Genomic DNA, 22,092 nt, shown 5'->3' on the forward strand with positions numbered 1-22,092 from the left:
ATGCCTCGACGGGAAGTGTGTAGTGATAAATCAGGCACGGCCAAGGGAAAGAGCAACGTCTTACCTCGGGAGATCTTATTACTTGTCTCGATAGAGACTAATACAGCAGCGATGCGGTATGACGAGCAATAAGAAGTCAGCAGAAGGCATAGTACCTTAAGGAAGTACAACTTAAGGGAAGGCCCGAACTGAATATATCAAGAAGCAGTCACTAGACACTCAATCATGTGGGGTCATAGCAAGATGAAAACCATCTCTACGTCCCAATGGGCGATACAGCAAGTAAAGCTCATGGTGATGAAGAATGACAAGCATGATTGGCGTAAACAGGAGGACGAGTCTTGGTGATCTCAACGTCGTTGATGGAGCAAATCTGCTCTTCAACCAACTTGAATCAAGCTCTACGAAGAGTGAAGAAGAACAAAGGATGTGCAGGTGTCGACAAACTCGACATAGATGCGACTATCTCAACACTTCGACAGGCTTCAAATGGGCAAGCGCTTCGCCAGAGTCTTCTGGAAGGAAGCTACCAACCTCAACCGGTACTTGGTGTAGAAATCCCTAAACCTAGTGGTGGCGTAAGGCAACTAGGTATCCCAACCGTGCTTGATAGAGTTGTCCAACAGGCAATGACCTCAGTACTGTCAGATATCTATGACCCCAAGTTCTCCAATAGCAGTTACGGATTTAGACCAAACCGCAGTGCGCACCATGCATTAACGGCAGCCAGTCATTACATCCGAGAAGGTCGAGGTTATGTTGTAGATATCGACCTAGCGAAATACTTCGACACAGTGAATCACGATAGACTGATGTACAGACTGTCACAGGACATCAGTGATAAACGAGTGTTGAAGCTCATCAGGTTATATCTACAGGCAGGCATAATGCGAAACGGGATGGTTGAACAGAGACAAAGAGGGACACCACAGGGTGGACCATTATCCCCGTTGCTATCCAATATCGTATTAGATGAACTGGATAAAGAGTTAGAGCGCAGAGGGCATAAGTTCTGTCGATATGCAGACGACTGCCAAATCTACGTTCATAGTGAAGAAGCCGCTTATCGAGTTAAAGAGTCGATAACGGAGTTCTTGGAGCAAAAGCTGAAGCTCACGGTAAATCGAGAGAAAAGTGGTGCGACAAGAGTGACAGAGCGGACTTACTTAAGCCACCGCTTCGGGATAGATGGAACAATCCATCTATCGAAGGCAGCACAAACTCAAATGAAGAAGCGAGTGCGGCAGATAACGAAGCGAAACCGAGGGCGAGAGTTGCAAGCAGTCATAGCGGAATTAACTCAATACCTAAGAGGTTGGCAACACTACTTCAAACTCGCCATACGGAAAAGCAGCTTGCAGCGCTTAGACGAATGGATACGGCGACGGCTACGATGTTACCGCTTAAAACAACGCAAACGCAGATACGGCATAGCGACATGGTTACAACAACAAGGTGTAACGGAGCGCAATGCGTGGAAGGTAGCGATGTCAGATAAAGGGTGGTGGCACTTGGCCTTAACGCCGCAGATAAATCACGCCATGCCAATAAAATGGTTCGAGGAGTTGGGCCTGTACTCATTGCGAGATGGGTACGAGTCACTGAAAGTATATTCGGAACCGCCGTATGCGACCCACGCTTGTGCGGTGGTGTGAGAGGACGGAGGCTGCGAGGCCTCCTCCTACTCGATTGCTCTAAAAGTAATACTACGAGTTAATATCTCGTAAACTCTCAGCTATTCTGCAGACGAAACGTTATCTTCTGCTTGTGACACTTTCTTATACTGAACCTTTGAAAAGTCTCTGTTAGGGAATAAAAAGTTCGCTTCGCTACGAATTTGCTCTGCTTTACTTTCTTCTCCTAGGCCTTGATACGCCAGAATCAGATTGCTGTAGAAAGCCGGTCTTGGTTTACTCTTTATGATCTCCAGTGACCAATCGATGTAAGGCTGTATAAGGCTCGGGTCGGCTTTGTAGAGGCCGATATTAAGGTAAGTGCTGTATATATCCCAATCGTAGCGATCTTTCCACACTACTGGGTTCGTTACCTGCTTAAGAATGTCCGGATTTTTCGGCTTAGACAGTTCAAACTTAGTCAGTACATAGTTGGTGTGCAGGGCGCTCAACATATAAAAACTGACCAAAATAGGGAGCACTAAGCTCAACACTCTAAATAGGGTCTTGCTGATGATACTGAACGACTGTTGATAATGTCGGGAAGAGCGCTGATCTACCCAGTAAATCAATATAATGAATGTTATCCAGTGAATCGCCGAGTGGTAAAAAGGATACTCAAGTTGAGAGTGCAAAAGGATTGGGATAAATAACGCGAGCAGGGCTAGACGTGTTCCCTTTGCTGAACTTGTTATGCGTGACATCACCAATATTGCAGCAATCAAGATTCCGATGATTGGTACAATCCCCCCTTCAACTCCCCAAAACAGGAACTCATTGTGCGGGTGATCCATTGAAGGAAGACCTGGATGATAGTTCGAGTTGAGTTGATGTTGGCGAGCTGTATATAGCGTGTATTCAGACTCAAATTTCCCGTAACCATAACCTGTAAATGGCTTTTCGATCATCATATCTAAAGCTTGCGGGAACGTATAAGCGCGCGGGCTTTCTAGGTTCGCTTTCTTGCTAGCGAGGCTATCAGTCGCACTTAGGCTGATCACCGAAAAAGCGACGACGACACCGACGAGCACTGATGCGCACCATCCGTAGAAGCGTTTCTTGGTCGAGAACTTGTATAGATAGGGCAGAATGCAGATAAACCCAATGACAGCGGCCAACCATCCGGTACGTGATGCAATGATGATCAGCAAGGGCACGGTTAAGGTTGGAGTTAAATACAGTAGGAATGATTCGCTGATCTTATGGTTATATTTAGCCGGCTGCCTTGCTAAAAGGTAAGCGGACAGCACAAAACCAGTAGCAAGAAAGCTTGCCATTACATTCGGTTGTTGAAATATCCCATATGGTCGGTTTGCAGCAGTGTTGTAGCCAAATAGGTTGCCAGGTTCTAATAAGAAATATTGCACATAGCCAAATAGTGCTTGTATAACAACAGCAAGTACAATGAACCACAACATACGTTGCTTGTGTTTATTGCTGAACTTAAATTGCTGCAGCACCACAAATAAGGCAAAGCCCGCCCACAATCCAAGCAAGCGTCCTGACGCTCCTTGAGGTGCAGCATTGCTGTATAAAATGGGTAGCGTGAGTATGATGCAGCTAATCAACAAGCCAATTGTTAATTTGGAATACTTGAGTACTCGATTGGTCGCGAGTTGGTAAAAGCCAATCGCTAGCGTGAAGCTTAGCGCTAGCCAAGTGGTAGGGTTAAAGGATAGAGCAAGGCCCGAACCACCAGGATTCGGCATAAAAAAATGCATAGCTAACAAGAATACAACAGCTAAAGAAGCCAGAAATGCTTTGTTGAGTGGTAGCTGAGTGACCTGATTTTCTAGCTGAGTACCGCTAGTGTGTATTGTTGCCATAAATCCCTAACCTTATAAAAACAGAGCTTGTTCCTTCTGAAACAAGCTCTGTTACTTTAACATTTTTCTGTCTGCCCGCAGGGCGCTATTTTACACCTACTTCAAATTTAACATAGGCTTAAGGAAGCGAGCAGTGTGTGAACCTTCGACTAACGCCACATCTTCAGGTGTACCCTCTGCAACAATCTCACCACCACCTTGCCCACCTTCTGGGCCAAGATCTAGGATCCAGTCTGCTGTTTTAACGACATCTAGGTTGTGCTCAATCACGACAACTGTATTACCGTGATCACGCAGTCTATGTAATACCGTCAGTAGCTGCTGGATATCGTGGAAATGAAGGCCTGTTGTTGGCTCATCGAGAATGTATAAGGTTTTTCCCGTGTCTCGTTTAGACAGTTCACGCGCTAATTTAACACGCTGAGCTTCACCACCAGATAAGGTTGTAGCTGCTTGCCCTAAGCGAATGTAAGAGAGGCCAACGTCCATTAAAGTTTGCAGTTTACGAGCGATAACAGGTACCGGGTTGAAGTATTCACGAGCATCTTCCACAGTCATCTCTAGAACTTCGTCAATGGTTTTACCTTTGTAGCGGACCTCTAGAGTCTCACGGTTATAGCGCTTACCTTTACACACATCACAAGGCACATACACATCGGGTAAGAAGTGCATCTCTACCTTGATTACGCCGTCTCCCTGACAAGCCTCACAACGACCACCACGAACGTTAAAGCTGAATCGACCTGGCTTGTAACCACGAGAACGTGATTCCTGAGTGCCCGCGAATAGTTCACGAATAGGGGTGAAAATCCCTGTGTAGGTCGCAGGGTTTGATCTTGGTGTACGACCGATAGGGCTTTGATCTATGTCGATTACCTTATCAAAATGTTCTAACCCTTTAATCTTTTTGTGCTTTGCTGGAACTGCAGTCGTGGCACCGTTTAATTGAGTGTGGGCGACTTTAAAGAAGGTATCGTTGATAAGCGTTGATTTACCCGAACCTGATACGCCCGTAATACAACTGAACAAGCCAACAGGAATTGTCGCGGTCACATTCTTTAGGTTGTTCCCCGTTGCGCCAACGATCTCGACGACCTTTTTCTTGTCGATAGGCGTTCTCTTTTCAGGCACTGCAATTTCTTTAGCACCGCTCAGGTATTGGCCTGTCAAAGAGTTCGGGTTTTCGATGATGTCTTGCATGGTACCTTCTGCCACCACGTGACCACCGTGCACCCCTGCTCCTGGACCGATATCGATAACATGGTCAGCACAACGAATTGCATCTTCGTCATGTTCCACAACAAGTACCGTATTACCTAAGTCTCTCAGGTGAATTAAGGTTTGCAATAGACGTTCATTATCGCGCTGGTGGAGACCAATTGATGGCTCATCAAGTACATACATAACGCCAACTAAACCGGCACCGATTTGGCTCGCCAAACGAATACGTTGCGCCTCACCACCAGACAGCGTTTCAGCACTGCGTGATAGGTTAAGGTAGTTCAAACCAACGTTGACTAAGAAATGCAGACGATCATTGATCTCTTTCATCACTTTATCTGCGATCTGCCCACGTTGACCGTCTAGCTTCAATTCTTGGAAAAATTGTAGTGCGTCAGCAATGCTAAGTTCAACGATTTCCGGAAGTGTTGTATCACCAATGAAAACATTACGAGCTTCTAATCTCAGGCGAGTGCCATCACAGCTAGAGCACGATTTGGTTGAGATGTATTTAGCAAGATCTTCACGCACTGCGCTCGATTCAGTATCACGGTAACGGCGCTCCAAGGTATTTAAAATGCCCTCAAATGGATGACGCTTAACCCGAATATCACCTCGGTCATTGATGTACTTGAATTCCACTTCAGTACGACCTGATCCTTTTAGAATGATCTCTTGAGTCTTTTTCGGTAGAGAATTAAATGGCGCATACAGATCAAAACCATAATGTTCTGACAGCGACGTTAGCATTTGGAAATAGTAGTAGTTCTTTTGATCCCAACCTTTTATCGCACCTTCAGCAATGCTTAGGTTCTCATCTAAAATCACTCGGCTTGGATCAAAATACTGTTGAACACCAAGACCATCACACGTACCACAGGCTCCTGCCGGGTTATTAAATGAGAACAGGCGAGGCTCAAGCTCTTGCATGCTGTAACCACATTTAGGACAAGCGAAGTTAGCAGAGAATACGATCTCTTCTTGATCCGTTTCGTCCATCCAGCCGACGACAGCGATACCGCCAGAGAGCTCTAATGTGGTCTCGAATGACTCGGCTAAACGCTGTTGAAGATCAGGACGAACCTTGAATCTGTCTACCACAACTTCAATGGTGTGCTTCTTATGAAGTTCAAGTGCTGGTGGATCGGATAGATCACAGGTTTCACCATCAATTCGGGCTCGGATAAAGCCTTGCGCAGCTAAGTTTTCCAGTGTTTTAACATGCTCACCTTTGCGCTCTTTGACAATCGGTGCCATCAACATCATCTTTGAGCCTTCAGGCAGTTCTAAGACCTTATCGACCATTTGACTGATGGTTTGTGCTGCTAGAGGGATGTTGTGGTCTGGACAGCGAGGTTCGCCTACTCGCGCATACAATAATCTGAGGTAATCATAGACTTCGGTAATGGTACCGACGGTTGAGCGAGGGTTATGTGAAGTCGATTTTTGTTCTATTGAGATAGCTGGAGACAGACCTTCAATATGGTCGACATCAGGCTTTTCCATAAGAGATAGAAATTGACGAGCGTAAGCAGACAGAGATTCAACATAACGACGCTGACCTTCTGCGTAGAGTGTGTCAAACGCAAGTGACGACTTTCCTGAACCCGATAATCCAGTGATGACAGTCAGTTTGTCACGTGGAATGGTTAGGTTGACGTCTTTGAGGTTATGCGTACGAGCGCCTCTAATTTCTATTTTATCCATCTCAATAGACCATGTAATTTTAAGTGGCTAAAGTATTACATAGAGTGAGATTTGTGCAAAGTTTTACTGGATAAAAAAACAGTAAACAAAAAGGGCGACTCAAAGAGTCGCCCTTTCTAAAATCAGTAACGTTAGTGATTAACCAGTCGTTATGCTTCTTTCTTGGTCGAGTGTTTACCTAGCTCGATTTGCTGCTGGTCTTTCTTGTATAGGTTTTCGAAGCAGTAGTTTGTTGCTTCGATATAGCCTTCAACACTACCACAGTCAAAACGTTGGCCTTTAAATTTGTAAGCCAATACACAGCCTGCTTTTGCCTGTTTTAGCAATGCATCAGTGATCTGGATTTCGCCGCCTTTACCTGGTTCTGTCTGCTCGATTAATTCAAAGATATCTGGAGTCAGAATATAACGACCAATGATCGCTAGGTTGCTTGGTGCTGAACCTTGCTCTGGCTTCTCTACCATGTCATCAACTCGGAAAAGGTCATCTTTGATCATTTCGCCAGAGATAACACCGTACTTGTGAGTCTCTTCTTCTGGAACTTCTTGTACAGCAACAATAGAACAGCGGAACTGTTTGTATAGCGCAACCATCTGAGCTAGCACGCCTTGTTGCTCGTTCACACAAAGGTCATCAGCAAGTACTACTGCGAACGGTTCATCGCCTACAAGTTCGCGACCCGTTAAAATAGCATGGCCAAGGCCTTTCATCTCACGTTGACGAATGTAGGTGAAGTTTGCCGCTTCAATCGTTTCACGGATATTAACCAATAGGTCTTCTTTATTGGTGCCGCTAATCTGGTGCTCAAGCTCGTAGTTTTTATCAAAGTGATCCATGATCGAGTGCTTACCACGTCCAGTAACGATGCACATTCCATCCATACCAGCTTCGATAGCTTCCTCTACACCGTATTCAATCAGAGGTTTGTTTACTACAGGCATCATTTCTTTAGGCATTGACTTGGTTGCAGGTAAAAAACGTGTACCGTAGCCAGCTGCCGGGAAAAGGCACTTTTTGATCATGATAAGACCCTTTATCTATAATAATTATTGATTCAACCTGAGTGGTTGATATTTCTGAGGGCAACTCTAGCATAAGTTATGTCGAAAATTCAGCAACAATAGCCATGGTTTACTAGAGCTTCCCTCAAAATTATCGTCAGACTAAGAGGTGGGTCGATTATGCAAGCAGGTTCTGGTTTGCCCATGCTATCGCTTGAACTCTATTTTTTACCGCAAGCTTACGGAATATTTGATAGAGGTGAGATTTAACCGTGAACTCACTAATAAACAAGTCATCGGCGATTTGTGTGTTTGAAGACCCGGATTGAAGACAGCGAATCACCTGGATCTCACGAATGGTTAAATCAACATTGGTTGGTGTGGTGTTGGTATTGACCATATTGCGATAATAAAACAACAGTTGATTGGTTACCTTCCTTGGCAGCCAGTTATCGCCATCAATGACTTCTTGAAGACCACGAGCAATCTTGTCCTTTTGTTCAGTGTTGTAAAAGAGTCCTTTTAGTACCCCATAGGTAAGAAGCTCTGAGGTTGGAAGTTGCTGGGGGACATTGAATAAAATGATTTCGTGATTTTTCCACATAACAGTCAGGTTAGGACAAATAATCAGTAGTTGTGGTACCTCTCTGTAATCGACGAGCAAGATCCGGTTACTCCGCTTTCTATCAACTAGCATTAATTCGTCGGGTGTCATTTTGTAGAGAACAATAGATAAATGCTTTTCTATCTCTTTTACATGTAGATAGGTATCGTTTGGGTCGATGCACAGAAAGTGTAAAGTGCGAGCGTATCTTGATTTTCTCATTGAAACGTCCTGTTTGAGTGGGATTAGATTCCACGTTGTCATGCAGGCTTTAGCTTCTCTAGCGCCTTGATAGTGACTTGCGTTGAATATCAATTATCAAAGTAAATGAGTGGTTTGTAAGTGGAGAAAAAAGCAACATCGCTCTGAATATCATGATTTGTTACGTTTTTATTCTTTGTAGTGAGGAGAGAATAGGAATGCGATTTATCACTGCAGAAAAGCATGCTATTCTTGTGCGCTAAAATTTTCTGAGACTATGAATTTAGACGGAGCAAATCATGGCTAGCCGTGGAGTTAACAAAGTTATATTAGTGGGTAACCTAGGTAATGACCCTGAAATTCGTTACATGCCAAATGGCGGCGCAGTAGCGAACATTACCATTGCAACGTCAGAGTCATGGCGTGATAAAGCAACTGGCGAGCAGCGTGAAAAAACAGAATGGCACCGTGTTGCTCTGTTTGGCAAGCTTGCGGAAGTTGCTGGTGAGTACCTACGTAAAGGTTCTCAAGTTTACATTGAAGGTCAACTTCAAACACGTAAATGGCAAGATCAAAGCGGTCAAGATCGCTACACAACTGAAGTGGTTGTTCAAGGCTTCAATGGTGTAATGCAAATGCTTGGCGGCCGTGCTCAAGGTGGTGCTCCTGCTCAAGGTGGCATGGGTAACAACCAACAGCAAGGTGGTTGGGGTCAGCCACAGCAGCCACAACAACAGCAACAACAATACAGTGCTCCCGCTCAACAGCAGCCAAAAGCACCTCAACAAGCTCCTCAGCAGGCTCAACCTCAATATAATGAGCCGCCAATGGATTTTGATGATGACATCCCATTTTAATCCCTGTTTTTAATATATTATAAAGACAGTATTAAATTGGAAAAAGCCGCGTTCATCGCGGCTTTTTGTTACCTACAATTCTTAACGCTTTATTTACAACGTCAATTTATAGTATAAGTAGCAATACGGTATAATGTGAGTTGAAAAGGATTTCGTTATTCATGAGATATACCCCGACACTAAAATTGAGCACTCGATTGGTCGCATTTGTCACCGTGATAGTGATCAGTGCGATGTTCATTCTTTTTATTGGTGGCACACTTTCCTTTAAGCGTATTGGACAGGAATATTTAGACCATTATTTGGTTGGCATTGTCGACGTTGTAGATAAAGAGATGGAAGACCCTGACGCCGCGTATTCAATGCAGCGTTGGATGCCTAAGATGTTGCAGGCGAGCAATATTGTTGAGATGAAACTCTCGAACAAGACCGGCATCGTTTATCGTTTCAAAGATACCTCCCCACAAATTGATCCCAATCGTCTTTATGAGAAAAGCTTCATTTTAGAGCGTAATCAAGGCTACCGAATCGAATTTAAAGCACTTCCTCCTTATATTGGTTATAGCTACTCAATGGAAGCAATGTGGTCAATTACTTTGGCGGTTGCATTGATCCTTTTCTGTCTGGCTCGTGGTGTTCGTTGGTTGAAGGAACAGTTGATGGGTTCTGAGATCTTGGAAGAGCGAGGAAGAATGATCCTCGCAGGGCAAGTTGAGGCTCATGCAAAGGGAGATGAACTTGAATGGCCATACACGGCAAGTGAAGCCTTGGATGTCTTGATCGAAGAGCTGCAAGATGCTCGTCAAGAACGAAGTCGCTTTGATACCTTTATTCGTACCCATACTTTCCTAGATAAACTCACGGGAACGGCAAACCGAGTTTTATTCGATAATAAGCTGGAATCGGCACTGCATGAAAGTGGTGCTCGAGGCGGTGTGTTACTGATACGTATCGACGAATGGGAGCAAGTTAGTGATGCTAACGATAAGCAAACTACAGACGGCTTTATTATTGAAGTCGGTGAAGTACTGTCGAATATCGTTCAACGCTATCCCGATGTCATTTTTTCTCGCTATTACGAAGCGGACTTTGCTGTATTTATCCCTCATCAGGGCGCAAAAGATATTGCGACCTTGGCTGCTCAGTGTTTAAGGCAGTTAGATAAGCTAACTCCGCCAGAGCCTTTAGAGTCGGATAACTGGTGTCATATTGGTGTGACCATGTATACCGAAGGTGAGCGTCATAGCCAGATCATGGATGAAACGGAAACGGCACTAAAGAGTGCTCAGTTAGAGCGTATTAATAACTGGAGCCGTTACCCGAAAGAGAATAAGAATGAGCTTGATAGAGGCAGTGTTCGTTGGAGAACATTACTTGATAAAGCGCTGCTTCCTGAAAATTTAGTAATCTTTGCTCAGCGGTGTTATCTTATGCCGGAACCTGGTCAAGTTAATGAATTGCATAGAGAAATATTTACTAGAATTCAGGATCCTGACAAAGGTTTATTGAAATCGTCTCGATTTATGCCTGCGGTAGAGCAAGTGGGTTATCAAGCTCAAATGGACCAATCGGTTCTAAAGGTTGTGTTGAAATCGTTGAAAGAATCAACTCAACCTATCAACTATTCAGTGAATCTGAATGTTACCCCGTTTGCTAATAAACAGCACTTTAAGTGGTTTAGGAGTGAGTTGTTACAGCTCTCTGCTCAACACCGCTCTCAGCTTGCGTTTGAGTTTCCAGAAGGGCACTTGATTGCTCATCTTGATTATATGAGACCGGTGGCAAAGATGTTGCGAGGTTTAGGGTGTAAAGTTGTGGTTGGCCAAGCTGGGCGAACCATTGTTAGCACTCACTATATAAAGGATTTGAAGGTTAATTATATTAAGCTTCATCGAAGCCTAATAAAGAAAATCGACCAAAGGCATGAGAACCAACTGTTTGTTCGAAGCTTAATTGGGGCGTGTGGTGATTCTCCAACTCAAGTTATTGCCGTTGGAGTCGAGACAAAACAAGAAAAGAATACCTTGATAGAGTTAGGCATTAACGGCTATCAAGGGAGATATTTCGACGAAGAACAACAAATTATCCCTTTGCCTAATCAAGCAGAAAAAGCCGCGAAAGCGGAATCTGTTGTCAAAGTTGGACGAAGAAATCGATGGCGTAAGAGTAGTAGTTAAGAATGAATTTTAAAGCGATTTTAGACAAAATAAAGCCAACGAATAATAAAGGTAGCTCGCAAGTTGTCTTGCTGGGCAATGACGCCATTTATATTTCATCGACAGAACAAGATCCTCAAGTAGCCAGCATTCCCGTGGTTAATGGGGACTGGGAGAGTGCGCTAAAAAAATCGCTTAGCAGTGAGGCGTTTACCAGTAATAGCGTCCAACTGATTGTCTGTGCTAACTACTACCAAACCTACCAAATTGATAAACCGGACATTCCAGAGAGTGAATGGTCGGTAGCACTGCCTTTTTTACTCAAAGATCTTGTTTCAGAAAGAGTCACGGAAATTACTGCGAGTGCGGTCGCGTTACCAACGTCGAACAAGCTGCAAGTATATGTCCTGCCTAAAAAGCTGTTGGACAAGCTTTTGAATATCACTAATTCGGCTCAGGTTGAATTAATAGGTGTTGCTCCTGAAGATGAAATCTGGGGTTACAGTGCAGGCGAACTGTCTAATTTCATTCTTTTACAACGTAGCGTCAATTCACACTTTAAATTGGGTGCGTTTGTCGAAAATACCGTTTGTTTTCAAAGAACCATCCGCAGTGTTGTGCCACCTTTAACGGGTGTTGCGTCAAGTGCTCTGCAGTTAGATGGCCTCGCTTTAGAGCTTCAACGCTCGATTGATTACCTTTCTTCTCAAATTAAAGGCACCCAGCTTCACCAGCTTAAAATCTGTTGTGACGAAGAAGATGAAGCAGAGTTACAAAGTGCCTTAAACAGTACATTGAGCTCGACAGTTTCACTGTTGGTTGAAGGTGAGCGTGATAATTCAGAGAGTTTGTTGCTTAAACTTGCAGCTGAAAAAGAGACGTTTAAGGTCAATCTTTACCCTGAACACCTTAAGCCTAAAAAAGAATATTTTACGCTGACCAATGTTGTTGCGAGCTGGGGAGTAGTTTGTGTTTTGATGCTTGGTGGTTACTTCGCAATGCAGTATCAAGTTTCTAATCTAGATAAAGAGCTAACAGCCCTGCAACAAGACTCGAATCAACTTAACAAGCAAGTTAACCAATTGAATAGTAAGTTAACTCAGCATAAACCGTCTCCAGAGAAAGTCGCGGCGGTTGCGCGTCTCAAACGTGAGACTGAGGCTAAAAAAGAGGCTTTGAAGGCTGTTGGACAATACGACGAATCCCAACAAGTCGGGTATTCTGGCGTCATGAATTCCTTAGCTAAATTAGGCCGAAATGACATTTCTCTTTCGCACATCTACATGACCCACGATACTTTAGATCTTAGTGGCTTGGCTCGTAACGCAAATGTCGTTCCGAACTGGATTGGTCAGTTTAAAAGTGAGCTTAATTTAGTCGGACGCACTTTTGAAAAACTAAAAATTGGCCGTAATGATCAGGATGTGGTGACGTTTGAGCTAAGTACTCGTCGGGAGAGTAAATAATGCAGCAGTGGAACCAGCTGAGCGATAAGTTTCTTGCATTAAGTCAAAGAGAAAAATGGCTACTTTTTGTGTGTGGTTTTGTTGGCCTATCGATGTTGTTGTTCACCTTATTGGTTGAGCCTGCGTATCTCGATCTACAAGCTAAAAATGCCAAGGCGAGCAGCCTGACTCAATCGAATCAAAGGCAGCAAGGTGAGTTACTTGTTCTGCAAGCTCAGTTAAACAAAGACCCAGACAAAGAAATTAATCGAGAGTACAAAAAGCTGCTGGTGGAGAGCCAAGATCTCTCTCTTCAGCTTTCTCAGATTGTTGATGGATTAATCACACCTTCTCAAATGTCGCAGTTACTGGAGAGCGTTCTTAACGCCGGTAATGGACTAAAGCTTGAATCGCTAGAGTCATTAAAACCAGAAGCGATTTCGAACAATAAAGAGACCAGCGAATATTCAGGCTACTTTCTTCACCCTGTAAGAATGGAGCTAACCGGCAGTTACTTTGATATCTCAGCTTACCTTCAAGCACTTGAGTCTCTACCTGTGAGTTACTACTGGCGCACATTTGAATACTCAGTAGAAGAATATCCTAAAGCTCGACTGGTGTTCGAGGTTTACACATTAGGTACTAGACAGGAGTTTATCGGTGGTTAGAACTCTTTTGTTGTCCTTGCTATTTAGTAGCTCTTTTGTGTGGGCTGAGCAAGATCCCACGGCGCCATTAGGCTGGCTTTCACCTCAACAGAAAACGGCGCCTGCTAAGAAAGCACCAACTCGTTATCGCTTGCCTTCTTTAGAAAGCATCGTGTGTAAGGGAGATACGCCTTGCTATGCGATTATGAATGGTCAGATTCTCGGACAAGGGGAAACGATCAGAGGGTACCGAGTTAAGAACATAGATCCAGAATACGTCACTCTGCAGAGAAGCTCTAAGCAGTGGAAATTAGAGATGTTCTCTTTAGATGTTAAGAATAATTAAGGTTAGAGTGAAGACATGCGTAAACTTGTAGTAGCAATCCTAGTGTCATCTTTAGTCGGCTGTTCGATGGGGCATAGAGATCCTGTTGAGATTAAAGAGTCTTTAAACGAATCAATTAATGAAGCCAATAGCAGAGCGCTTCATGAGCTGCCTTCGTCGGTTCAAGATGACCTTATGCCTCAGCTTAATTCTGACTCGATGTCTCCGGGGATGGAAACGGTTAAGCGTTTTCGTATTCAGGCAAAAGGCGTTGAAGCGAGAACTTTTTTTGCCAGCTTAGTGAAAGGTACGGAATATAGTGCGGCTATTCACCCAAGTGTGTCTGGAAACCTTACGCTTAATCTAACGGACGTGACGTTAGATGAGGTACTGGCTGTTGCTCAAGATATGTATGGCTACGATATTGAAAAGCGTGGCAAAGTGATTCAAGTTTATCCTGCCGGTCTTCGCACCGTAACGATCCCTGTCGATTACTTACAAGTTAAGCGTTCTGGTCGCTCACTAACGACGATCACCACCGGCACGATCTCTAACTCAGATTCGAATTCATCGAGCTCTTCAAGCTCGAACTCAAACTCGTCAAATTCATCCAACTCTTCTAACTCATCGAATTCGACATCGAATGGCGGAACAGAGATTGAAACGACCTCTGAAAGTGATTTCTGGCCACAGCTTGAAGCGGCGGTTGCTCACTTAATTGGCTCGGGTGATGGGCAAAGCGTTGTCGTGACCCCGCAAGCGAGTGTGATTACAGTGCGTGCTTACCCTGACGAAATTCGTGAGGTTCGAGAGTTCTTAGGTATTTCTCAGAAGCGTTTGCAGCGCCAAGTTATCTTGGAAGCCAAAATCATGGAAGTGACCTTGAGTGACGGCTACCAACAGGGAATTAGCTGGTCGAATTTGTCTAAGTCGATTGGCAGCGGTGGCGTTGTAATTGATCGTCCGGCAAGTACTTTACCGCCGTTAGATGCAATCAGCTCTTTGTTAGGCGGACAAACTAACGTAACGATTTCAGATGGCAGCTTTGAAGCAGTTTTGAGCTTTATGGACACTCAAGGTGACCTTAATGTTCTATCGAGCCCGCGAGTCACGGCGGCAAATAACCAGAAAGCGGTTATCAAAGTGGGTACCGACGAATACTACGTAACAGATTTATCAAGTTCGGTCGGTAGTGGTGATGACGCGAATGTCGCACCTGAAGTTGAATTAACTCCGTTCTTTTCGGGTATCTCTTTAGATGTTACCCCTCAGATAGACGATAAAGGTAGCGTGTTCTTACATGTACACCCAGCCGTTATTGAGGTAGAGGAAGAAGTGAAAGAGCTCAACCTAGGTTCCACGACGGGCTTGGTGCAACTTCCTTTGGCGAAAAGCTCTATTCGTGAGTCTGATTCAGTGATTCGCGCCAAAGATGGAGATGTTGTGGTTATTGGTGGGTTAATGAAATCAAATACCAGTGATGTGACCTCTAAAGTTCCATTCCTCGGTGATATTCCAGCCTTAGGTCATTTGTTCCGTAACACCAATCAGTTAACGCAAAAAACTGAACTCGTGATCTTGCTTAAGCCAACGATCGTGGGTGTGAATACTTGGCAAAATGAGTTGGAGCGTTCACGTGATCTTCTTCAGCAGTGGTTCCCTGATGAAGAGTAATTGCTTACTTTCTCAATATAGAGTGGCAGTGTCTCACTAAGCTAGGTCGTCGTATGTATCAAGCTCACTTTGGTTTTGAACAACTGCCATTTACCTTAACGCCGAATACCGATTTCTTCTATGGTTTAGCGCCTCATTTCGAAGCGATTCAGACGGTAATCTCGGCGTTGGAAATGGGCGAGGGCGTGATTAAGGTGACCGGAGAGGTAGGCACTGGAAAAACCATGGTTTGCCGGATGTTGGTCAATCACCTACATGACTGTACAGCTCTGATCTACTTACCAAACCCTGTGTTATCAGGGGCAGACTTGCGCCAGGCGGTTGCAACAGAGCTTGGTTTAGCTGTCGATAATGAAGCAACCTTGGTTGATAACATTCAGCATAAGCTCATTGAATTGCACAATTCTGGTTTAAGAGTGGTGGCTATTCTTGATGAAGCTCAGGCTCTATCGGATGAAGCGCTCGAAACATTAAGGTTGTTTGGTAACCTTGAAACGGAAGATAAAAAACTGCTGCAGATTGTCTTATTAGGTCAGCCAGAATTGGATGCTCGATTAGAGGCGTACCACCTAAGGCAGTTTCGCCAAAGAATCACATTTAGTTCGACACTGAGACCGCTGAATCTCGATGAAACGGTGGCTTATATTGATAATCGAATCGCTAAATCTGGTGGTAGCCCTGAGTTATTCAGCTTGAATCAAAAAAAGGCGATCTGTCGTTCGTCGTTAGGTATCCCTAGATTGATAAATCAACTTTGCCATAAGGCTCTATTGCTTTCGTTCAGTGAAGATAAGAAAAGTATCGACAACCAACATCTTTTTTCAGCTATGCATGAAACGTACGATGTGTGTAAGCCTAAATTTAAAACGCCAATACTGTGGGGTTGGAATTAATTATGAGCGTCATTAACAACGCCTTGTCTGAATTGGCAAAGAAAAAGTCAGCGACTTCGATTGAAGCGGCAGTCGTACCTAAAGTAAAAACGCGTTCCCCCCTAGTTTGGGTTGTTGCGGGTTTTACTTTGAGTTTAGCGATGGGCGGCTGGGCGATATCGCAAGGCCCTGTGATTGATCAGTCTATTGTTGAGCAGTCAATCTCAACTCGAGATTTACAGGTTCAAGTCTCTGTCGTTGATGATTCAAATGGCATTCAGGAAGTTGCTCAACCTATCTCATCGCCAACTAAGAAATTGGTGACACTAGACTCTGCGATCCTTTCAACAGAAAACACTGCGATGGCAAAAAGCGCTCAATCTAAGCCTAGTGTTTCCGAATCAGTTGTTATGTCTGCCCCAAAAGCGACAAAACAACAAACACCGGCTAAACCTCTAAGCACGCCTAAAACGATTAGGACTGACATCCCCCAACCAGTTTACGTTGCTAGTGTGGCCAAAAAAGATCCTGCGTCTATCTCTAATGAGCCTGTAGCCTCTGGTGATTCAGAAAATAGCGGAATGTTGATCGAACAGGTTGAGTTAACTCCGGAACAGCTATCTGTGAATGCACAAGGTCGAGCTCAGAAAGCGCTTGATGCGAACGATCTTACTGGTGCGTTGAAGGGCTACACTGAAGCTCTACGCTACACGCCACGAAATGAAGATGTCCGTCAGAAACTTGCGATTCTCTATTTTGGTAAAGGCGATACTCGCAAAGCCTACGAGCTGTTTCAATCTGGTATCAAACTTAATATCAACAGCGAAAAGCTACGGTTGGGTTTATCTAAACTGCTGGTTAAAGCTAACCAAGCAGAAGCGGCGCTGAGCCCTTTAGTACACATGCCTCCGCATCCAACTCAAGAGTATCTAGCAATGCGTGCGGCGTTGAGCCAAAAATCACAGCAAGAAGAAATCGCACTCGAGAGTTATCAAAAGTTGGTTGAAGTCGATTCAGATAACGCTCGCTGGTGGTTGGGCTTAGCGATTCAGCAAGAACGCCAGTTAGACTTCGCTGCAGCAAAACAATCATATCAAGGTGCGTTGACTAGAGTCGGTATCTCATCTCAATCACAAAGCTTTGTGCGTGACCGGTTAAAAATACTCAATGCTTTAGAGGAGAGCGGCGATGCAAATTAGATTAAGAAAAAGACTTGGTGATTTGCTTGTCGAAGAAGGCATTATCACTGAGGCTCAAGTTGAACAAGCACTGGCCGCTCAGAAAAGTACTGGGCGTAAGCTGGGTGATGCGCTAATTGAGCTTGGCTTCTTGTCAGAACAGCAAATGCTGAGCTTTTTGTCGCAGCAGTTAGCGATTCCTCTTATTGATTTAAGCCGAGCCGTTGTCGATGTTGAAGCAGTACAGCTTTTACCCGAAGTACATGCTCGTCGCCTTCGTGCATTGGTTATTGGACGCCAAGGTGACACTTTGCGTGTTGCAATGAGTGACCCTGCGGATCTGTTTGCCCAAGAGTCTTTGCTTGGTCAGCTCGGCGATTACGCGCTTGAATTCGTTGTTGCTCAAGAAAGGCAATTGGTTGATGGCTTCGATCGCTATTATCGAAGAACCAAAGAGATTGCCTCGTTTGCTGAGCAACTTCACGCTGAACACCAAGTTAATGATGCTTTTGATTTCGATATCGCTGAAGAAGACAGTGATGAAGTTACCGTCGTTAAGCTGATCAACTCACTATTTGAAGATGCTATTCAGGTTGGTGCTTCGGATATCCATATCGAGCCAGATTCAAACGTATTGCGTCTTCGTCAGCGTATTGATGGTGTGCTGCATGAAACATTGCTGAATGAAGTGAATATTGCTTCAGCACTTGTACTGCGCTTGAAGCTGATGGCAAACCTCGATATTTCAGAGAAACGTCTTCCTCAAGACGGCCGATTTAATATCCGAGCTAAAGGTCAGTCGGTTGATATTCGTATGTCGACCATGCCAGTACAGCACGGTGAATCAGTGGTTATGCGTCTTCTTAACCAGTCAGCAGGCCTACGTAAACTAGAAGAGTCGGGCATACCGAGTGATCTGTTGGTTCGTCTGCGTCAACAATTGCGCCGTCCACATGGCATGATTTTGGTTACCGGCCCAACCGGCTCAGGTAAAACAACAACCTTATACGGCGCGTTAAGTGAATTAAACGAACCGGGTAAAAAGATCATTACTGCGGAAGACCCGGTGGAATACCGCCTACCTCGTGTGAATCAAGTTCAGGTAAACCCTAAGATCAATCTCGATTTCTCTACTATCTTGAGAACCTTTCTACGTCAGGATCCCGATATTATTCTTATCGGTGAGATGCGTGACCACGAAACCGTTGAGATAGGCTTGAGAGCTGCACTGACCGGCCACTTAGTATTAAGTACGTTACATACCAATGATGCGGTAGACAGCGCGTTGCGTATGATGGATATGGGTGCTCCGGGTTACTTGGTCGCGAGCGCTGTTCGAGCAGTAGTCGCACAGCGATTAGTTCGTAAAGTGTGTACAGATTGTAAGGTTGAGGATGAGTTAGATGAACCTCGCAAGCAATGGCTGAGCGTCCGTTTCCCTAACCAAGTAGGTGTGCCGTTTATGAAAGGCCGTGGTTGCCAGAACTGTAACTTAACCGGTTACCGCGGGCGAATTGGTGTATTTGAAATGTTGGAGCTAGAGCAAAACATGATGGATGCACTGAGAGCTAATGATGCGGTAGGTTTTGCTCAAAAGGCGAGACAGTCTGAAAACTATAAACCGTTATTGGCTTCTGCGATGGAATTGGCTCTGCAAGGTGTCGTGAGTCTTGATGAGATAATGCATCTTGGCGAAGGTGATGCGTCCGGTGCCACTGACCCAATTTATCTGTAGGGGTAGAATGATATGCCAACGTATCGTTATGTAGGTCGCAGCTCTGATGGTAGTCAAGTAAGTGGGCAATTAGACGCGAATAACGAAGATCTTGCTGCTGAAAGCTTGATGAGTAAAGGGATCATTCCAACCTCTATCAAACTGGGCAAAAGTGGTGGTTCAGTCTTAGATATGGATGTATCGAGTCTGTTCTTTCCGAGTGTACCGTTAGAGGTGTTGGTTCTGTTTTGTCGACAGTTATACAGCCTAACCAAAGCGGGTGTACCACTATTAAGATCGATGAAAGGCCTCACTCAAAACTGCGAAAATAAGCAGCTGAAAGCCGCCTTGGAAGAGGTGGTTGCTGAGCTAACCAATGGTCGCGGCTTAGCGGCGTCAATGCAGATGCACCCAAAGGTATTCAGTCCGTTGTTTGTCTCGATGATTGGCGTTGGTGAAAACACAGGCCGTCTAGATCAGGCTTTACTGCAATTAGCTGGATATTACGAACAAGAAGTTGAGACTCGCAAACGAATTAAGACTGCGATGCGTTACCCAACATTCGTGATCAGTTTTATCTTGATTGCAATGTTCATTCTTAACATCAAGGTTATTCCACAGTTCTCAAGCATGTTTGCGCGCTTTGGTGTCGACTTGCCGCTGCCTACTCGTATCTTGATTGGTATGTCTGAGTTCTTTGTGAATTACTGGGGCTTAATGCTTGGAGTGATCTTTGGTCTTATCTTCGCTTTTAAAGCTTGGGTGAAGACAGACAAAGGCTTGGAAAAGTGGGATCGATTACGCTTAAAAATGCCGGTCATTGGCGGGGTAGTGAATCGAGCACTGTTGTCACGCTTCTCGCGTACTTTTGCTTTGATGCTTAAAGCGGGTGTTCCACTGAACCAGTCGCTAGCGCTTTCGGCGGAAGCTTTAGATAACCGTTTTCTAGAGTTGCGAGTTCAAGCCATGAAATCGGCCATTGAAGCCGGTAGTACGGTTTCGTCGACCGCGATTAACAGCGAAATTTTCACACCGCTCGTGATACAAATGATCTCCGTCGGTGAAGAGACGGGTCGTATTGATGAGCTATTACTTGAAGTGGCTGATTTTTATGACCGCGAAGTCGATTACGATCTGAAAACCTTAACCGCCAGAATTGAACCCATTTTGTTAACCATCGTTGCAGGCATGGTGCTGATTTTGGCGCTAGGTATCTTCTTGCCGATGTGGGGAATGTTGGATGCGATCAAAGGCTAGGGAATGCTAAATAACCTACAACGCTCACGTTTTGTTATTTGGACTGTGGTTATTCTTTTTCTTATTGTCGGTGTACTTTCGGCATTCAAAACGGTAGAAGAAGAAGCGACTAACACGGCATTTATCGTCGCGAGCAAGCGGATTTTAGAGCAAGCCAATTTGTTCAAACAGCAGTATTTGTTATCGGGTGCTGGGCAAGAAGAAGGCTCGGAACCCCCAAAGATCTACAGCAGAACTGGGTGGGTAATGCCTATCCAAGGTACGGAGCGAGACTGTAATTATTGGCTGGATCAATTATATCCTCAAGGGAGCATTTTAGGGCTAAGCTCTCCAAGTGTTGAAGATAAAAGTGATAACATACAGTTTTATTGTAGTTATCATTATGGTGATAAATATCAGGTAGATATATTACTCGAAAGAGAAAGGTTTAGTGTAAAAGCCAATATTTTGGCTTTGTGAGAATATTGACACTGTTTTTATGGTTTTATACGTGTGCAAATGTATAATGCGCGTTAGTAATTAGATGAGTAGGTAGAAAATGCTTAAAAATCAAAAGGGTTTCTCCCTTGTCGAATTAGTCATCGTAATTGTTGTCGTTGGTTTATTGGCAGTGGCGGCTTTACCCCGCTTCTTAGATGTGACCGATGAGGCTAAAAAATCCAGTATTGAAGGTGTCGCTGGTGGTTTTGCGACAGCAGTACTGTCGGCAAGAGCACAGTGGGAAGCAGAGGCTAGGCCATCAGAGAAGATAGGTGTTGAAACATACAATACTGTAAATTATGATGGTGTTGATTTTTGGTTAACGAGATCAAAAAACAGTAACAATGTCGATACCGATTTTAGAGATGGCTATCCGTGGACTCTGAACAATAATTCGAGCACTGCTCCACAAGATATTTCAGATGAAACATGTTCTGAGTTGATGGAAAACTTGCTGCAAAATCCACCTAAAGTTGGTGAGGTTTCAGTTGTTGCTAGTGATTCAAATTACAAATATTCAGCGCAAGCGAATTCAGGTGATGCAACGTGTACTTACGTTCAATTAGAAGGCAGTACTGAGCATGAGTTTGTTTACGAAATTAAAACTGGTCGTGTGACCGTAACTTTGCAGTAAGTCTGCGTAAAATTAAACATAGAGAGAGCTTAACTATGAAAAGACAAGGCGGTTTCACCCTAATCGAACTAGTGGTTGTAATTGTTATTCTAGGTATTCTTGCTGTAACTGCGGCACCACGTTTCTTGAATCTGCAAGATGATGCTAAACGAGCTTCAGCAGAGGGCCTTAAGGGGGCTATGGCTGGAGCTGCGGGTATTACTTATGGTAAGGCAGCTATTGCTGGGCAAGAAGGAACTGAAGCGCCTACTGCAATTTCAGTTGGTCAAAGTACTATTAATGTGGTTTGGGGTTATCCTGAAGGTACATCTGCAGCATTAACTGCAATTGTATCTGGCTTGACTGATGATTGGACAGAAGTAACAGGTCAATCTGCTGGTACCGTTGCCTACGGTTTTGCAAATGATGCTGCTACTTGTCACGTTACTTATCAACAAGCTCAGTCAGAGGGAGATGAACCTTCAATTGACTTGGTAGCTTGTGAGTAATTATTTGAAATGATTATGGAAGGCCAGCAGATGCTGGCCTTTTTTCTATCCAAAGCACATAAATATCAAAACTATTCATATACATAAGATCACTACATTCGTTATCTTGTATAATTAGTATTCGCTTGGCAG

At 44.3% G+C, this 22,092-nt stretch carries 18 protein-coding genes; 14 read left to right on the top strand and 4 right to left on the bottom strand.

Features of this window, described 5'->3' with window-relative positions:
• The first annotated feature begins 362 nt into the window (after positions 1-362).
• Positions 363-1,655: a group II intron reverse transcriptase/maturase gene (gene ltrA, locus AB4263_RS16015; protein WP_372098539.1), complete on the top strand. Its 1,293-nt coding sequence runs from the start codon at positions 363-365 to the stop codon at positions 1,653-1,655.
• 80 nt (positions 1,656-1,735) lie between these two features.
• On the opposite strand, the gene AB4263_RS16020 is transcribed toward ltrA, so the two are convergent.
• From AB4263_RS16020 to AB4263_RS16035, 4 genes are all read right to left on the bottom strand, one after another.
• Positions 1,736-3,499 (bottom strand): PglL family O-oligosaccharyltransferase, encoded by a 1,764-nt coding sequence (locus AB4263_RS16020; protein ID WP_017061338.1) that lies wholly within the window; start codon positions 3,497-3,499, stop codon positions 1,736-1,738.
• Between the two features lie 96 nt (positions 3,500-3,595).
• Positions 3,596-6,427 (bottom strand): excinuclease ABC subunit UvrA, encoded by a 2,832-nt coding sequence (gene uvrA / locus AB4263_RS16025; protein ID WP_017061339.1) that lies wholly within the window; start codon positions 6,425-6,427, stop codon positions 3,596-3,598.
• A 149-nt stretch (positions 6,428-6,576) separates the two neighbouring features.
• Positions 6,577-7,449, bottom strand: coding sequence for a UTP--glucose-1-phosphate uridylyltransferase GalU (gene galU, locus AB4263_RS16030; RefSeq protein WP_102398232.1), 873 nt, complete (start codon positions 7,447-7,449; stop codon positions 6,577-6,579).
• 157 nt (positions 7,450-7,606) lie between these two features.
• Positions 7,607-8,254: a LuxR C-terminal-related transcriptional regulator gene (locus AB4263_RS16035; RefSeq protein WP_029235092.1), complete on the bottom strand. Its 648-nt coding sequence runs from the start codon at positions 8,252-8,254 to the stop codon at positions 7,607-7,609.
• 278 nt (positions 8,255-8,532) lie between these two features.
• Between AB4263_RS16035 and AB4263_RS16040 the strand changes: the two genes are divergently transcribed.
• The 13 genes from AB4263_RS16040 (at position 8,533) to AB4263_RS16100 (ending at position 21,960) form a co-directional block, all read left to right on the top strand.
• Complete coding sequence (locus AB4263_RS16040; protein WP_017061342.1) at positions 8,533-9,090, top strand: single-stranded DNA-binding protein; 558 nt, start codon at positions 8,533-8,535, stop codon at positions 9,088-9,090.
• A gap of 161 nt (positions 9,091-9,251) precedes the next feature.
• On the top strand, positions 9,252-11,267 hold the full coding sequence (csrD, locus tag AB4263_RS16045) for an RNase E specificity factor CsrD (RefSeq protein ID WP_372098519.1): 2,016 nt from the start codon (positions 9,252-9,254) through the stop codon (positions 11,265-11,267).
• Positions 11,268-11,269: 2 nt separating this feature from the next.
• Entirely contained in the window at positions 11,270-12,712 is a 1,443-nt protein-coding gene (locus AB4263_RS16050; protein WP_017065934.1) for an MSHA biogenesis protein MshI, read from the top strand.
• The gene (pilO, locus tag AB4263_RS16055) at positions 12,712-13,359 is read left to right on the top strand and encodes a type 4a pilus biogenesis protein PilO (RefSeq protein WP_017061345.1); all 648 of its coding nucleotides are present in this window, start codon (positions 12,712-12,714) and stop codon (positions 13,357-13,359) included. The genes AB4263_RS16050 and pilO overlap by 1 nt, the downstream gene beginning before the upstream one ends.
• A complete protein-coding gene (locus AB4263_RS16060; RefSeq protein ID WP_017061346.1) occupies positions 13,352-13,684 on the top strand; it encodes a hypothetical protein in 333 nt (110 codons plus the stop codon). The genes pilO and AB4263_RS16060 overlap by 8 nt, the downstream gene beginning before the upstream one ends.
• A gap of 15 nt (positions 13,685-13,699) precedes the next feature.
• A complete protein-coding gene (mshL, locus tag AB4263_RS16065; RefSeq protein WP_102321221.1) occupies positions 13,700-15,337 on the top strand; it encodes a pilus (MSHA type) biogenesis protein MshL in 1,638 nt (545 codons plus the stop codon).
• A 53-nt stretch (positions 15,338-15,390) separates the two neighbouring features.
• Positions 15,391-16,230 (top strand): ExeA family protein, encoded by an 840-nt coding sequence (locus tag AB4263_RS16070; RefSeq protein WP_017061348.1) that lies wholly within the window; start codon positions 15,391-15,393, stop codon positions 16,228-16,230.
• Between the two features lie 2 nt (positions 16,231-16,232).
• The gene (locus tag AB4263_RS16075; RefSeq protein WP_372098520.1) at positions 16,233-17,408 is read left to right on the top strand and encodes a tetratricopeptide repeat protein; all 1,176 of its coding nucleotides are present in this window, start codon (positions 16,233-16,235) and stop codon (positions 17,406-17,408) included.
• Positions 17,398-19,122: a GspE/PulE family protein gene (locus AB4263_RS16080; protein WP_017061350.1), complete on the top strand. Its 1,725-nt coding sequence runs from the start codon at positions 17,398-17,400 to the stop codon at positions 19,120-19,122. The genes AB4263_RS16075 and AB4263_RS16080 overlap by 11 nt, the downstream gene beginning before the upstream one ends.
• Positions 19,123-19,134: 12 nt before the next feature.
• Positions 19,135-20,358: a type II secretion system F family protein gene (locus tag AB4263_RS16085; protein WP_017061351.1), complete on the top strand. Its 1,224-nt coding sequence runs from the start codon at positions 19,135-19,137 to the stop codon at positions 20,356-20,358.
• Between the two features lie 3 nt (positions 20,359-20,361).
• Positions 20,362-20,817, top strand: a complete 456-nt coding sequence (locus tag AB4263_RS16090) for an MSHA biogenesis protein MshF (RefSeq protein ID WP_102393512.1) — start codon at positions 20,362-20,364, stop codon at positions 20,815-20,817.
• Between the two features lie 79 nt (positions 20,818-20,896).
• Positions 20,897-21,472, top strand: coding sequence for a prepilin-type N-terminal cleavage/methylation domain-containing protein (locus AB4263_RS16095; RefSeq protein WP_372082777.1), 576 nt, complete (start codon positions 20,897-20,899; stop codon positions 21,470-21,472).
• 35 nt (positions 21,473-21,507) lie between these two features.
• Positions 21,508-21,960 carry a type II secretion system protein gene (locus AB4263_RS16100; RefSeq protein WP_102393510.1) on the top strand — a complete coding sequence of 151 codons (453 nt, stop codon included), beginning with the start codon at positions 21,508-21,510 and terminating at the stop codon, positions 21,958-21,960.
• Positions 21,961-22,092 lie beyond the last annotated feature (132 nt).

The sequence above is a fragment of the Vibrio sp. 10N.261.55.C5 genome (assembly GCF_041470505.1).
Taxonomy (GTDB): Bacteria; Pseudomonadota; Gammaproteobacteria; order Enterobacterales; family Vibrionaceae; genus Vibrio; species Vibrio crassostreae_C.